Below are 13,411 nucleotides of genomic sequence, written 5' to 3' on the forward strand. Positions count from 1 at the left end.
GGGCGGTGTCACGGCTTGTCCTCGCTCTGTTCCTCGTTGCCGTCGTGCGTATGGCCGGCGGGCGGGCCGCCGTGGGTCCAGGGGGTCTGGTCGCGTGTGGGGAACTCCGGCATCCGGTGGTGGTCGGGTGCGCGAGTGAAGACGAGGATGGCGCCTGGTTCGGGCAGGACTGCGTGGTTGGGGCGGGCGATGGGGCCCATTCCCGCGGTGATCTCGAGGTCGACCAGTGTGTCGCTGTCTGTGTGGGTGACTGTGCGGATCCTGTAGCGGGCGTTGGGGTGAGTGTGGCTGGCCAGGGGCCGGCCGGGCTCCAGGAGCACGGGATCTGTGGTGGACACCGTGAACCGGGGGCGCCAGAGTCTTCGGCCGGTGGGCCCGCGGAGAGTGTGTTTCGCCTCGATCGTGGTGACGGGGCCTGCGAATGCCTCACCGGTGGTGCGCAGTTCGGCCCGTACGAAGGGATCGTCGGCGGCGCGTTCGGCGGCGAAGGCGGTTGCTGCGGGTTCGGTGCGGGCTAGGCGGACGGCGGTGGCGACGGCTTGTTCGCGGGCGGGGCGGGGGCGTCCGTCCTGGGTCAGGTAGTTGTGTTCCTCGGTGAATGCGGTGCGCTCGAGGGTACGGCGGCGTGCGGTGTTCGGGGCTTCGGGGAGGGTTTGGAGGAGGGCGTAAGCGTGCCACATGCGGTCCCAGGTGGGCTGCATGTGTTGGGTGAGCAGGCTGTTGAGTTCCTGCAGGAGGGGGGTCTGGTCCTGTCCCCGGGCACGGGCGTGGGCGTGGGCGTAGAGGATAGGGATGAGTTCGTCGTTGTCGAAGGCCGCGCCGGTGGTGGGTCCTGCGGGCCGGTGTGTGGCGGGGTCTTCTGCCTGGTCTGCGGCGTCGCGTCCGGAGGTTGTGTGACGCGGCGGGTCGATCCAGGCCACAAGGGTGGCGAGGTCCTCGTCTTCGAGGGGGCTCTGGCCTGTGATCCAGTGCATGCCGAGGAAGCCGGTCAGGGGGATGAGTGCGGCTGTTCCTGGGATTTCGGCACGGTCGGTGAAGTAGGTGAGCCAGTGTCCGAGGCGTTGGATGGCCCGGGAGCCGGGCGTCTGGTCGTCGGCACGACGCAGTCTCAGGTCGGTGCCGAGGTCTTTAAGGTACTGAACGCTCTGGGCGTTGGGGACGAGCAGCTGGGGTGCTTCGCCGGTGCGACGGCAGGTGTCGATGTAGGTGGTGACGGTGTCTGCCAGGGCGGCGAGCAGGGGTGTGTTGGTTCCCGAGAAAGGCGCGGTGTGGAGTTGGGGACGGTAGGGGTCTGTGCCCAGCATGACGGCCAGTGGTCGAGCTGTGGGGCCGGTTCGGTTCAGCGTGATCATCATCAGTGGCCGGTCACTGAGGTGCAGGTGGCGCAGCTGGCAGGCGTGTTCGGCGTGGCCGGTGGAGGCGGCCCGCGTCCGCAGGAGCGAGGCCAGGAGGCTCATGTGCTGTCTTTCCTGAGTGTTTCGTGGATGCGTTGTGCGTGGCGTAGCGCGTGGGCGATGTCTTCGTTGCCCGGGGAGGGGCGGATGCGTCCGTCGGCGAGGTCCAGGGCTGTGTGGATGGTGTCGATTCCTGCGAGGTCGTCGCGGACGGTGGGGCCGAGGGCCCCGATACTGCCCCGGTTGCGGGCTTCGGTGCGGCAGTGGGCAGCGAGGTCGCAGTGGTGGCGGCAGTCAGGGGTGTAGTGGGGCTTCATGGTGGCGAGTGTGGCGATGAGTTCGTCGCGGGGCCTGGTCGGTGTCCCGTCGGGTCCGGGTGCCAGGTCGCAGGTGGTGCCGTCGGGGAGGGTGTCGAGCAGGTCGGGCAGACGGTGGAGTCGTGCGAGGTGGCGGCTGAGGTGCTTGATCTGTGGGGCGGCGTTGTAGGGCGTGGCGGTGGGTTGGCGGGTGAAGTTTCGCGGGTTGATGAGGATGACGGTGTCGGAGACGCGGGCGGCGGAAAGGTTGCGGCCGGTGAGGAGTTCACGCAGGGCCAGGATGTAGGCGGCGGCCTGGGTCAGTGATGCTGCGACCTTGAGGGGGTCGGGCCTGCCGTGGATGACGGGGAAGGATTTGATTTCGACGATGTGGAAGACGTCGTCGTGGTGGAAGGCGATCGCGTCGGGCTCGAGGTATGTCTGATGGCCGGCGACGGTCAGTGTGAGCACGGGGTGGTCGAGCAGGGTGTGGGGCTCGGATCTGTGCTCTGCCGCGCCGAGGATGCATGAGCTGGTGTAGGCACGGCGCAGTCCCAGGGGGGATGTGCCGTCGTCGGTGGCGAGGTTGTTGATGTCCTTGTAGGACGCTTGGTGCAGGGGCAGTTGGAGGGCTTGGCGGAGCAGTGGCGCCAGGGCGCCTCGCTCCGGGTCGGTGACCTGGCGCTCGAAGGCGATGCCGTAGTCGAGGGCGAGCTGGGACTTCCTCAAGGGCTGCGGAAGGTCCAGGTGGGTGGCGAGGGCGGCTTTGTCGATGCCGGCGGCATCGAGCAGGGCGCGGCGGTCGCAGTTGGGATTGGTGGTCAGAGCAGCCAGGGTTCGTGCGTTGTGCGGGAGAGGCGGGGCGGGGCCGCGTAACACGCGCAGTCGTGTGTCGAGCGAACTCACTGTTTTCCTCGGAGGAACTGGGCGCATGCCCGGTGTGGTCGTAGGGGGGTTCACGCGGTGCGGTGTCGGCGGGAGACGACTCGCAGAGTGCTGCCGAAGTTCTGTTCTGCATCGCCGAGTTGTTCGCGGGCGCGTTGGGCCGCTTCGGTGCAGGTTTGGGCGTCTTCGTCTGCGTGGATCTCCAGCTCGGCTGTGGCGGCCTGGCGCAGGGCGGTCAGGTCGAGGGTGCCGGTCCGGGTGTCGTAGCCGTGGACGTTTTGGCTGTAGCGCAGGAGAAGAAGTTGGACGGGCTGGGGCAACTCGGGTTCGCCGCTGAGGTGTTCGGCGGCGTCTGCGAGGCGGAGGGCTGCGGTCAGGAAGTGGACCCGCTGGGTGAGTGGTCCCACGATGCGCCGCTCCAGGGGCCAGGTGCTCAGGGCGAGCAGGGCCCTGGTTGGTGCGAGCAGGTCGGAGGTCAGGGTGGAGCAGACGTAGTAGGCGCGGGCGTAGGGGGCGGAGCGGAAGGAGCGTTCTTCGTCGCGGCGCAGGGTGGTGAGACGTGCGGTGTTCAGGGGAGTGGCGAAGAAGGCCTCGTGGACCTGGCTGAGGAGTTTGGGGGAAGCGGGCACCGTGAGGAGAGTGAGTGCCTGGTGGGCCTGGTCACGGAGGGGCAGATTGTCCCGGGTGGGCTGCGGGGTTGCCGGTGTTGGTTGCGGCTGGCCCCTGTCAGGGTTGCTGTCCAGGCCGCACAGCACTTCCCAGGCTCGCTGGACGCGTCTCAACTCCTCGCCCAGAGTGCCCAGCTGGGCGTTGTCGCCGTGCGTGAGCGCCTGCCGGATCGCATGCTGCAGTTGCTGCATACGTTCCTCGAGTGCAACCAGATGCTCATGCATACTGGGATGCTAGCAGCCACCCACCCTTTCCCATTTTCTTCCCGCTTTATTGTGTCGGGTTTTCCTTTCGAACGACAGGTCGATCTGGCGTACGATTTCCGTCAGATTCCCGGAGGGAGCCTGGGGAGGCCGGGGTCATTCGTTTGGGTGAATATGATGCGGCAGGCCAGGGCTAATACCGACGGCCCAGGTCGCTGATGCGCGGGCCGCTCCAGTCACTCGGGGCCGACGGCGAAACAGGCTTCGGCGGTAGCCCGGACGGGGCGCCGTTCAGGCCGCACAGCACTTCCCAGGCTTGCTGAGAACGTCTCAACTCGGCGTGCAGAGTGCCGATCTGGGCGGCTTCGTGCTGTGCGAGTGCCTGCCGGATCGCGTGCCGCAGTTGCTGCATGCGATCCTCGAGTGCAACCAGATGCTCATGCATGGCACGACGCTAGCAGCACCCGCGATTCCCCTTTTTCTCCCGCTTTTTTGGTGTACAGTCCCGGCCTCATAAGGCACCACCGAGTGCCGTCCTACGCCTCGCTTCCGAAAGGGCGCATGCAGGCATGAGCAGACTGCTCCACACGTCCGACTGGCATGTCGGCCACACCTTGCACGGATATCCACGCACCGACGATTTCGACGCCGTGTTCGCCGAGATCGTGGAAATCGCCCGGGAAAGCCGGCCGGACCTGATCGTCCATACCGGGGACCTGTTTCACACCTCCCACCCCACGGCCGCGGACCTCATCCGCGCCATGGAGGTCCTGAAACAGCTCGCAGCCGTCGCACCCACCGTGGTCGTGGCCGGCAACCACGACTCCCCCACCTACTTCCGCTTCTTCGACCTCTTCACCGGCCCGTCCGTGGGACGGGGCCTGTTCTTCGTCGACCGGTTGCGCACAGCCGAGGAAGGAGGCGTGTTCACCTTCGATGCGTGCGGCGGCGAACAGCGCATCCGCCTGGCCGCCATGCCGTTCGTGCACCCGAACCGGTTCTGGCAGCGGCCCGCGCTCAGCACGTCGTACGCCGAGTACGCCGCAGGGATGCGCGGGTTGCAGCAGCAGCTGCTGGAGGCCATGGGAGAGGGGTACGACCCCGACCGGGACGTGCTGTTCTTCGCGGCGCACGTGTACGTCGCGGGCGCCACGCGCGCCGAGACCGAGCGGCGGATGGACGAGTCCTTCAAGGTCGCGGTCGAGGACCTCCCGCAGGTGTCGTACACCGCTCTGGGGCACATCCACTGCCCCCAGACCGTGCGTGGGCCCACGTTCCCGGCCCGCTACGCGGGCAGTCCGTTGGCCATGGACTTCGGAGAGGTGGGCGATCCCAAGAGCGTCGTCATCGTCGACGCCGAACCCGGGCGGCCCGGCCGACCGTTGCCCCGCCGCCTGCTCAGCGCGAGACGGCTGGAGGTTTTCGAGGGAACCCTCGACCGGCTGAGAGCCGAGGCCGCCCAGTACGACGGGACCTACCTGAAAGCGGTGATCTCTGGGGAAGAGCCCGACGTGCAGCTCGCCCGGAAGATCGCCGAGATCGTGCCGAACGCGATCGTCATCAAAGCGACGCTGGACCTGGAGCCGGCTGCCGACATCCTCCTGGACTTCGCCCCTGGCGAGGAACCGGAGCTTCCCGACGCGTTCCGCGTCTACCTCGGGCAGGAGGGTGTGAGTGGTGCCGCCGCAAATGCCACGGTCGCCGCGTTCGTAGAGCTGCTCAACGAGGTCGACACCGAGGCGCCATCGCCGGTCCCGGCCGAACAGCAGTTGCGCGCCGCGCTGGAAGACACCTGGACGGAGGAAACGTGAGGCTCAGGAAGCTCACCCTCATGGGGGTCCGCAGCTATACCGGCCCCTGCACCATCGGCTTCGCCGACAAGCGTCTGTTCGCCATCCTCGGCAACACGGGCGAGGGAAAGTCCAGCATCCCCGAGGCGATCATCTTCGCCCTGTTCGGGACGTGCTCCTGGTCGAAGTCGGCGCAGGGGCTGATCAGCAAGGGTGCTCACAGCATGCATGCGTCGCTGGAGTTCGAGGTGGACGGCCAGCCCTGGAACGTCCGGCGCGTCGAGTACGCGGACACCGCCAAGAGGCCGAAGGCGGTACTCGAGCCCCTGCCGGGAAACACCAAGAGCATGCGGGTCGACTACAAGAAGGCAGTGAACGAGGCGATCACCGACCTGCTCGGGGTGGACCGGGACGGTTTCATCGCCACGTTCATGCCGCGCCAGGGAGACTTCGACGCCCTGCTGAGGGCGACTCCGGCCGTCCGGACCGGCATCCTGCGCCACGTCTTCGGCATCAGCTCGCTCGAGCGCGTGCGGGACCACGCCGAAACACGTCTGAAGCGGCTCGAGGACCAGATCACCAATGCGAGGGCGGCCCGGGGAAATCTCGGGAAGGACCCCCGCGCCGCGGCAGACCAGGCCGTGCTGGACGTCGAACGCACCCGCGGCATCGCCCACAGCCGGCGCGCGAGGCTGGATGCTCTGCGTGAGGCCCAGAACCGGGCCGCCGAGCACCACCGTCACAAGCGCGACGTGGACAAGGCCACACAGCTGCTGTGTAAGCGTGCGGTCCCCGACGCGGGCGCCACACTTCTCGCCCTGACACGCACGAAGCACGAACTGGACGAGGAAGCCGCGTCCCAGGACGCCACCGAGGGTGAGCTGAACCTGCAACTGGACGCGGCACAGAGCACCCTGGACGCCTGCGAACAGGCGGGTGACACCCTGCCGTCCCTGCACGGCGCGTTCGCCGTCCTGTCCCGCCTGCCCGACCGAGCGGCAGGCTTGAACACCCTGCGGCAGCGGCGGGAGCAGGAACAGCAACAGCACGCCGAGCACGAGCAAGAACACGAGCAGGCACGACAGGCACTGGCCGAGCACAGGACGGCGATCGCGGAGCTCGCCGAGGCCGCCGCGCGTGGCAAGGACCTCGCAGCCCAGGCACGCACGCGTACCGAACACATCAAAGACGCCGTCCAGGAGGCGCTGCAGGAGGCGAACTCCGCGGCGACGCACCTGCAGTCGCACCAGGCCACGCTCAAAGCGGTCGAGGAACACCGTCAACGCTGCACCGCGCTGGCGGACACTCGGGAGGAACTGAACAGTGCCCTGACAGCAGCCCAGGACCATCTGGCTGCAGCCCAGCGCGGTGAAGCGGCCCACACGGCCGGCTCCGGCCTGGCCCCGGGAGAGGACTGCACCGTCTGCGCCCGGCCTCTCCCCGACGGCTTCACACCCCCAGCCCCGCTGGACGCCAAGGCACTGAGCCGCGCCAAACGCGCGGCCACCAAGTACGGCAAGGCCGTCAGGGATGCGGTCGTGGCTGAGGGGAGGGAAGTCGGCGAGTTGAAGGCCGCGGAAGAGACAGCCCACAAGCACCACCGTGCACATCTGGCCGCCACACAGCGCACCACGACGGCCCTGCTGCGGGTACGCGAGCTGGACGACGATCAGGCCGGCCTGCTCCCCCACGCCAGCCGTTGCCCTGGACTCCCTCCACGAGCGGACAAAAGCACGGGCGCACCTGCTCGCCGAAGGCGACCCGGCAAGCAGGCAGCAGATCACCCGGATGGTCAGCACCCTCGTCCAGCCTCTGCTCAACGCGGAAAGCGATGCCCGTACGGCACACACGCAAGCGGAGGCCGCCCTTGCAGCAGCGCAGGCCGCACACGAAGCCGCCAAGGCCGACCTCAAGCGTCAGCACGGTCGCCTGCGACGTGAAGGCAAGCGACTGGACGGGCTCGTGCTGCAATTCGACACGGAACTGCAGACGCTCCTGACGGACATCGCAGGCCTCCCGCCATCCCTCCGCCCCGCCCAGCCCGACCCGGACGCACTACCCGAACCGCACGCCATCGCAGCCGCCCTCGACACGGCCGGCCGACGGCTCGAACAGCTCGAGAAGACGACACAGGAGCGAGACGAGATCAGGCAGGCGCTCGCCGAACATGCCGCAAGCCGGCAGGCCCTGGACGAACGCCGTCGGTGCACCGTCGACACCCCCGCGCGTCATCTCGTCAAACAGCTGGAGCGCTGGGCTGACGCAGCCGACGATGCCGCAGGCCTTGTCGGCGACGAGACCACACTGCCCGCCGCACCGGACGGAACGGACCTGGCCACCGTCGACTCCTACCGTCTGTCCCTCGCCTCGCTGGACCAGAAGCTCGCCGAAGCGCTGGGTCAGGAGGCCCAGCGTGCCCGCGACGAGGTCGGGGCGTTCGAGAAGGAACTCGTGCGCCAGGGTGACGGGCCCGAGGACGCCGGCGACATCGCCCCTGGGTTCTTTGTGCCCTCCCAGGGCGATCTGCTCGACCCTTCTGTTCTCAAACCGCTCATCAACAAAACGGACCACGCGCACAGCGCGTATGAGCGGGCCAAGGACGACCTGCGCATCGCGCGCTCACGTATCCCCCATGCCGAAGCCCTCGACGCTGCCGTCACGGCCGGAGAGAAGCAGGCCGAGCTGTGGCGTAACGTGCGGCGGCTGCTGACGGAGGGCAAGTTCATCGGTTATCTCGTCGAACAGCGCACATATGCGCTGCTCAGTCACGCCAGCAGGAACCTCCTGGAGATCTCCGGAGGCAGCTACGCGTTCACCAACGGGTTCGAGATCGTGGACTGTGCCACGCACCTTGCACGCAATCCGCAGACTCTCTCCGGTGGCGAGTCCTTCCAGGCTTCGCTGGCCCTGGCCCTGGCTCTCGTCGAGCTGAACAGCCGCAGCCGCAGTCACCGCCGGCTGAAGACCCTGTTCCTGGACGAAGGATTCGGCTCGCTGGACGCTGAGCACCTGGATCTTGCCCTTTCCGTCCTAGGCCGCAGGATCGCCCCGGACACAACGATCGCCATCATCAGTCACATGTATCCGGTGGCCGACGAGGTCGACGACATCCTGCACGTCATGAAACCCGCCACCGGCTCCACGGCCCAGTGGCTCTCGCCAGAGGAACGCACCCGCATCATCCACGACGGCCTGCAGAAAATGCTGCACCACGCGTGAGCGCCGACGGGCTCCTGTCGGCACAGCCACGAGGAGCCCGTCCCATGGGGCAGTGTCCCCACGCTCCGAAAGCGCGGCCGTTGCGTGTCTCCTGCCCTCGCAGGACTCTGTCTGAAGAGTCTGCTGCCGGCCCCGGCCGGCAGACCTCCGTACCGGCGTCGATACCCGCGGCCTGAACCACGCCTTCGACATCCCGGCGCAAACGCTCCACCCGAGCCCGCAGCGTTGCCCCTGCCAGCCGACTCGTGTGGCGCGTACGGCACCCGGCCGTGTGTTTCCAAACAGCGGCTATCCGGTGGCTGACTCTCGGCCACGCCCGCCGGCACGACGGCGGCCCCACCGCCACAGCGCGGCCCGCGATCCGGCCGCGCGTACCTGAACCCCCCCTCTTCTCACCGGTCGGGCGCACCGCGCCATCGGCCCTTTCCCTGATCTCCTCGTCTGGAGGGAGCAGAACCGTGAGTGATGCCACGACGGACGGCGCCGACGGCGCCGTCACTCCACTCTTCACCGCAAGTACAGGAAGGCCGGCCGCGATGCCGCGGCTGAGGCATCTGGACCAGCACGGCCTGCTGACCAGCGCGCACGTGCGCCTGGTCGCCGCGACCGTGGGCCGCTCCGAGCGGACGGTGTGGAACTGGCTGGCCGATATGCGCGCCACCGGCCGCATGGGCGCCGTGGCCCGGCCACGGTTCACCGTCACAGCTGAAACCCGGCACCTTCTTGCGTTGTCGGGAGGCAATGCCTCCGCTGTGCACCGTGAGCTGGAGAAACGAGCCCAGGCCGATCCGGATCTGCCCAAGGCTCCCTCCCTTACGACGCTGCACCGCGCGCTGCGGCGGGACCTGACGCCCGGGGAACGGGCCGGCCTCGCCCGAGGGGAGGCCGCGCGGCGGGCCTTCGACGTGTTCGGCAAGCGCCCTCCCGGAAACCGCAACGAGGCATGGGAGGGCGACCACAAGTGCGTGCCCGTCAAGGTGGGGCTCGAGGACGAACTCGTACAGCCGTGGCTGACGTGGTTCATCGACTGCGCCAAGAACGTCATCACGGGTTGGGCCGTGACGCCCCACGCACCGAGCAGGGATGCAGTGCTGGCGGCCCTGCGCGCAGCGCTGAACCGCAGCGACCCGTTCGGCCCGGCCGGAGGGCTGCCTGGTCTGATCCGCGTGGACCGCGGCAAAGAGTTCCTGTGCGCCACCGTGACTTCGGCTCTGGGCGCCTTCGCCGTGCCGGTCATCGATCTCCCCGCCTACACCCCTCATCTCAAGGGAACCATCGAGGCACTCAACGACTCGGTCGAGCGGATGCTGTTCGTCTCCATGCCTCACTACACCGGCCAGCAGAAGCTCACCGGCGGGCGCACCGTTGATCCCGATGAGCCCGCGCTCACTTTCGAGGCCTTCGTGGAGCTGTTGCAGGAGTGGGTGCGGTGGTGGAACCACGAGCACAAACCCAAGAAGCTGGGCGGCCTCACTCCGATCGAGGCGTGGCGGGCCGACCCCACTCCCCTGTATAACGTCCCCGCCCAGCAGCTGGCCCACTTCGGGCTCGAGGACGACGGAAAGACCCGCGTCATCACCACCCGAGGTGTGCAGTGGCGCAACCACGCCTACATCGGCCCCTGGATGGTCGGCATGGGCGGCACCCGCGTCGTGGTGCGCTACCTCCCCCACCACGACGCAACCATCGAGGTCTTCGGCCTTGACGGCACCTACCTGGGCAGCGCCGTCCTTGCCGAGCAGGCAAGCCGGGAGCAGGTCCGTGCCGTGCGCAACGCCCGCAAGGCCAAGGAGCGGCGGCTTCGGGCGGACCTGAAGGCCGCCGCCCGGCTGCGGCGAGGAAAGTTCGAGGCCGTCACCTCGGCCACTCCGCCCCAGCGTCTTGGCTCGCTGACAGAGGCGGAAGCCGAATCGGAGCTGTCCGAGGCAGCCTCCACGGACCTGCGGAACGTCAATCCCGGCTACATCCCTCACCTGCCGGTTCCCGATGGCTGGGCCCGGCCGGTTCCGGCGGACCCGGACCAGCCGGGAAGCGACAACACCCCCGAGGAGAGCGAGTGAGCGACGATATGGACTACGGCAGCCTTCCGGCGGAGGAGGACGACCACTTCCATCGGCTGGACGCGCACCTGGTGGCCACTGACACGCTGATGACGACGCTGGACAACGTCCAGGCGACGATCGAGGCCAAAGGCATGATGGTCGCCTACGGAGCGGCCGGGTGCGGCAAGACGATGTCGGTGAACTCGGCGCTGCGGAAAGTGGCCCCCGACATCACTTACCGCCTGGAGCTGCGTTCGGGGCCGACCCCTCGCGACATCCGGCACGGGCTGTTCCGTGCTCTGGGGCTGCCCGGGGAACCTCCCACTCGTCCCATCGAGTTCGACACCCTTCTGAAGGACGCGCTGTCGCAGACGTTCCGGGTGTTGGTGTGTGACGAGGCCCAGTGGATGGGCCGCAGTTCGTTCGAGTACTGGCGTCACCTCTGGGATGACCGGCACACAGACATGGCGGTGGTCTTCGCCGGCGGGGACAACTGCTACAAGGTCCTCAAGCGTGAACCGATGCTGGCGTCGCGGATCTACATCTGGCAGAGGTTCACGCGCATGCCCGAGGGCGAGGTCGTCGGGACGCTGCCGGCATTTCACTCCCTGTGGTCCGGGGTCGATCCGAAGACGATCGTCGGCATCGACCGGGCCGCGGCGCACGGCAACTTCCGTAACTGGGCCACCATCACCAAGCACCTGATCGAAGGCATGCGGCAGAAAGGAGTGAGTGAGATCAGCCAGGACCTCATCGACTGGGTCTACGGCAAGCTGGGCGGCATGTAGCGCCCATCAACTGTGCGCCGGTTCTGCCACGGGGTGGCGGAACCGGCCGCCGGCCATCACACAAGGACACAGCACCTGGGGCGATCCGCAACCAGGCGGCCAGAGGGCGCGCGGCATGGATGAGGGCAGGGTGGTGGCGGCGGGCTACGGAGATGTGACCGTGGTGGTGGACGAGCAGGACGATCTGTTCTACACGCGGGCGGCACTCGAGGCGCACTGTCCTGGCGAGGGCCGTATCACGGTGCATCCGACACCGGCGAGCGGCCATCCTGCCGCGCTGGCGCACGACGTGCTGTACGCGCTGGGCAAGCGGCTGGCCCCAGGCCCCGACTCCCCCGACGTGTGGCTGGACTCGGTGAAGGCTGCATGGCAGGCCGCAGCCGCGTGGACGCAGGCGACCGGAGTACGGCACGTACTGGTCCCCCGTGCCCATCTGCTGACACCCCGACGGATCGACCAGCTTCTCACCTGGCGCACGGCAACGGGGGTGCAGCTGACGCTGCTGTGGCAGGAAGAGGCACGCAACCTGCCGCCTGTGCTCGCTGAGGTGGAGCGCCGCCTCAGCAGCAGAGACAGCTTCGAGGAGCTCCTCGCCGAACCGGGACCGATTCCCGCGCGTCCGTCCTTCCCCCCGGGGTCATCAATGCCGGCTGCGCTTGAGGCCAAGGTCGTGGCGGGGGTTTCACGGCAGCCGTCTGCGTGGCTGCCGCAGGAGCCCCGGCCGTCGTCGGCGAGGCAGGTGTGGCACGCGTTTCCCTGCGTCGGCGCGATGGCGACACCGCACCTGGTGCAAGCCGTGCCCGCAGTCGAAGTCGCAGAGCAGGATGCGGCTGTCCTGTCGGCTCTCGCTCATCCGCTTGCCGCCGGGGCGCTGAGCGTGCTGGCTTTCACCCGGGTCGGTCTCGGCAGGCTGCGGAGCACGCGTGACCTCGACATCGCCGGCGACGTGTCCGTCGTCAAGCTCCACGGCATCGCGCACCGGTCCTGTGCCTTGTACGCGGTCCCGGACTGGGCCCGGCCGCTGCTGGCGGCTGCCCGCGCTCATCACCGGCTGGAGCCACACCCGGCTGGAGACAGTGTGTTCGCCGTGGTGATGCGTTCCGAGGCGCAGCATCTGCGCGCGCACGCCGCGCATCTCCTTCCCCTCGACCTGGCCGTTCTTGTCGACAGCCTCACTCCTTGAGCGGTGGGGCAGCGGTCTCGGGCGAGGAGGCTCTGGTGACGCGGCAGCTCGTTGAAAGCCGGCGACGACCGAGGGGGTGATGCCCTGGTCAGTGCCGGCTGGTGGTGGCGTCTTTTTCCACTGCCATCCAGCTCCAACTCCGCCCGTCCATGACCCGGTTGTCTTCGAACAGGATTCTCCACCCCTTCATCCACTCACCGTGGGCATGGTTGCGGGCCTGGCACGAGCACGTGCACCGCGGGCTCTGGGCGTTCTGGCACCGCCAGTTGCATGCCTCAAGCGCGTTGTACTCGCGTCCCACCGACACCCGCTGATGGCGTTTGAGGAGAGTACCGACGAGCTGGAGGAAGTGATCGTCGGAGACGGTCCAGCACAGGTGCTCCCCGCCCTCCCATGTCGGACGTACGTTCTTGGCCAGCAGCTCTTTGATGACCTCCTCATGGTCCGCTTTGCCGACGTTCGGGAACCAGTAGCCCATCCGGCGCCGGGCAAAGAGAACAATCGACGGGTAGCTCTCTCCCTCCCATCGCGAGAACCAGGAGGGCATCGGCATGGCAGGCCCGGTCAGTCTGTGCTCAACTGCGATACTGGCGGTGAGGCGGCGTTGAACGCCACGGGGTGTCAGGCCGGATGCCCAGCAGGTCTCAGACGCGTCCGGTTTCGCATGGATGAATATCTTCCGCCAGTTGGCGGACGCTTTCGTCGGAGCGCCGCACACAACGCATGTGAACGGCGCAGCATACCTGTGGCCCACTCTCTGCCCCTTCCCTTCGTCCGGTGCCCAAGTCGTTCCGTGTCAGACCCCGATCTTCCACGTCCGGTGCCGATCCAGGCGGTGGAGTTCGACAGAAGCTGCCGAACAGGGCTGCGTTCGGAACCACCCCTCCAGGGGCGTCCAAGGGGCAGCGCTAGACTCCTTTTCTACAGGCGCTCATTGGGCAA

General features: G+C 67.9%; 11 protein-coding genes. 6 read left to right on the top strand and 5 right to left on the bottom strand.

All coding sequences use genetic code 11. The annotated features are described in order from the left end of the window. Positions 1–8 precede the first annotated feature (8 nt). The 4 genes from AB0O07_RS06870 to AB0O07_RS06885 all read right to left on the bottom strand — a co-directional run bounded on the left by AB0O07_RS06870 (position 9) and on the right by AB0O07_RS06885 (position 3,892). Positions 9–1,457 (bottom strand): hypothetical protein, encoded by a 1,449-nt coding sequence (locus AB0O07_RS06870; protein WP_365628144.1) that lies wholly within the window; start codon positions 1,455–1,457, stop codon positions 9–11. Next, entirely contained in the window at positions 1,454–2,596 is a 1,143-nt protein-coding gene (locus tag AB0O07_RS06875; protein ID WP_365628147.1) for a hypothetical protein, read from the bottom strand. The genes AB0O07_RS06870 and AB0O07_RS06875 overlap by 4 nt, the downstream gene beginning before the upstream one ends. A gap of 50 nt (positions 2,597–2,646) precedes the next feature. Next, positions 2,647–3,435, bottom strand: coding sequence for a hypothetical protein (locus tag AB0O07_RS06880; RefSeq protein ID WP_365628150.1), 789 nt, complete (start codon positions 3,433–3,435; stop codon positions 2,647–2,649). A gap of 205 nt (positions 3,436–3,640) precedes the next feature. Beyond that, on the bottom strand, positions 3,641–3,892 hold the full coding sequence (locus tag AB0O07_RS06885) for a hypothetical protein (protein ID WP_365628153.1): 252 nt from the start codon (positions 3,890–3,892) through the stop codon (positions 3,641–3,643). Between the two features lie 124 nt (positions 3,893–4,016). Between AB0O07_RS06885 and AB0O07_RS06890 the strand changes: the two genes are divergently transcribed. The 6 genes from AB0O07_RS06890 (at position 4,017) to AB0O07_RS06915 (ending at position 12,469) form a co-directional block, all read left to right on the top strand. Beyond that, the gene (locus tag AB0O07_RS06890; RefSeq protein ID WP_365628156.1) at positions 4,017–5,258 is read left to right on the top strand and encodes an exonuclease SbcCD subunit D; all 1,242 of its coding nucleotides are present in this window, start codon (positions 4,017–4,019) and stop codon (positions 5,256–5,258) included. Further along, entirely contained in the window at positions 5,255–7,177 is a 1,923-nt protein-coding gene (locus AB0O07_RS06895) for an SMC family ATPase (protein WP_365628159.1), read from the top strand. The genes AB0O07_RS06890 and AB0O07_RS06895 overlap by 4 nt, the downstream gene beginning before the upstream one ends. Before the next feature lie 22 nt (positions 7,178–7,199). Continuing rightward, the gene (locus AB0O07_RS06900) at positions 7,200–8,456 is read left to right on the top strand and encodes an SbcC/MukB-like Walker B domain-containing protein (RefSeq protein ID WP_365628162.1); all 1,257 of its coding nucleotides are present in this window, start codon (positions 7,200–7,202) and stop codon (positions 8,454–8,456) included. Between the two features lie 458 nt (positions 8,457–8,914). Further along, positions 8,915–10,516, top strand: a complete 1,602-nt coding sequence (locus tag AB0O07_RS06905) for a Mu transposase C-terminal domain-containing protein (protein WP_365628165.1) — start codon at positions 8,915–8,917, stop codon at positions 10,514–10,516. Beyond that, positions 10,513–11,286 carry an ATP-binding protein gene (locus tag AB0O07_RS06910; RefSeq protein WP_365628168.1) on the top strand — a complete coding sequence of 258 codons (774 nt, stop codon included), beginning with the start codon at positions 10,513–10,515 and terminating at the stop codon, positions 11,284–11,286. Before AB0O07_RS06905 ends, AB0O07_RS06910 begins: the two co-directional genes overlap by 4 nt. A 115-nt stretch (positions 11,287–11,401) precedes the next feature. Further along, complete coding sequence (locus AB0O07_RS06915; RefSeq protein WP_365628171.1) at positions 11,402–12,469, top strand: hypothetical protein; 1,068 nt, start codon at positions 11,402–11,404, stop codon at positions 12,467–12,469. Positions 12,470–12,557: 88 nt separating this feature from the next. Here the strand turns inward: AB0O07_RS06915 and AB0O07_RS06920 are convergent, their stop codons facing one another. Beyond that, positions 12,558–13,022 carry a hypothetical protein gene (locus AB0O07_RS06920; RefSeq protein WP_365628174.1) on the bottom strand — a complete coding sequence of 155 codons (465 nt, stop codon included), beginning with the start codon at positions 13,020–13,022 and terminating at the stop codon, positions 12,558–12,560. Positions 13,023–13,411: the final 389 nt, after the last annotated feature.

The organism is Streptomyces sp. NPDC093085 (assembly GCF_040683935.1).
Taxonomy (GTDB): Bacteria; Actinomycetota; Actinomycetes; order Streptomycetales; family Streptomycetaceae; genus Streptomyces.

Coding starts and splice junctions, on each gene's coding strand:
- AB0O07_RS06870 (WP_365628144.1), bottom strand. CDS start 1,457: ATGAGCCTCCTGGCCTCGCTCCTGCGGACGCGGGCCGCCTCCACCGGC.
- AB0O07_RS06880 (WP_365628150.1), bottom strand. CDS start 3,435: ATGCAGCAACTGCAGCATGCGATCCGGCAGGCGCTCACGCACGGCGAC.
- AB0O07_RS06885 (WP_365628153.1), bottom strand. CDS start 3,892: ATGCATGAGCATCTGGTTGCACTCGAGGATCGCATGCAGCAACTGCGG.
- AB0O07_RS06890 (WP_365628156.1), top strand. CDS start 4,017: ATGAGCAGACTGCTCCACACGTCCGACTGGCATGTCGGCCACACCTTG.
- AB0O07_RS06915 (WP_365628171.1), top strand. CDS start 11,402: ATGGATGAGGGCAGGGTGGTGGCGGCGGGCTACGGAGATGTGACCGTG.
- AB0O07_RS06920 (WP_365628174.1), bottom strand. CDS start 13,022: ATGCCGATGCCCTCCTGGTTCTCGCGATGGGAGGGAGAGAGCTACCCG.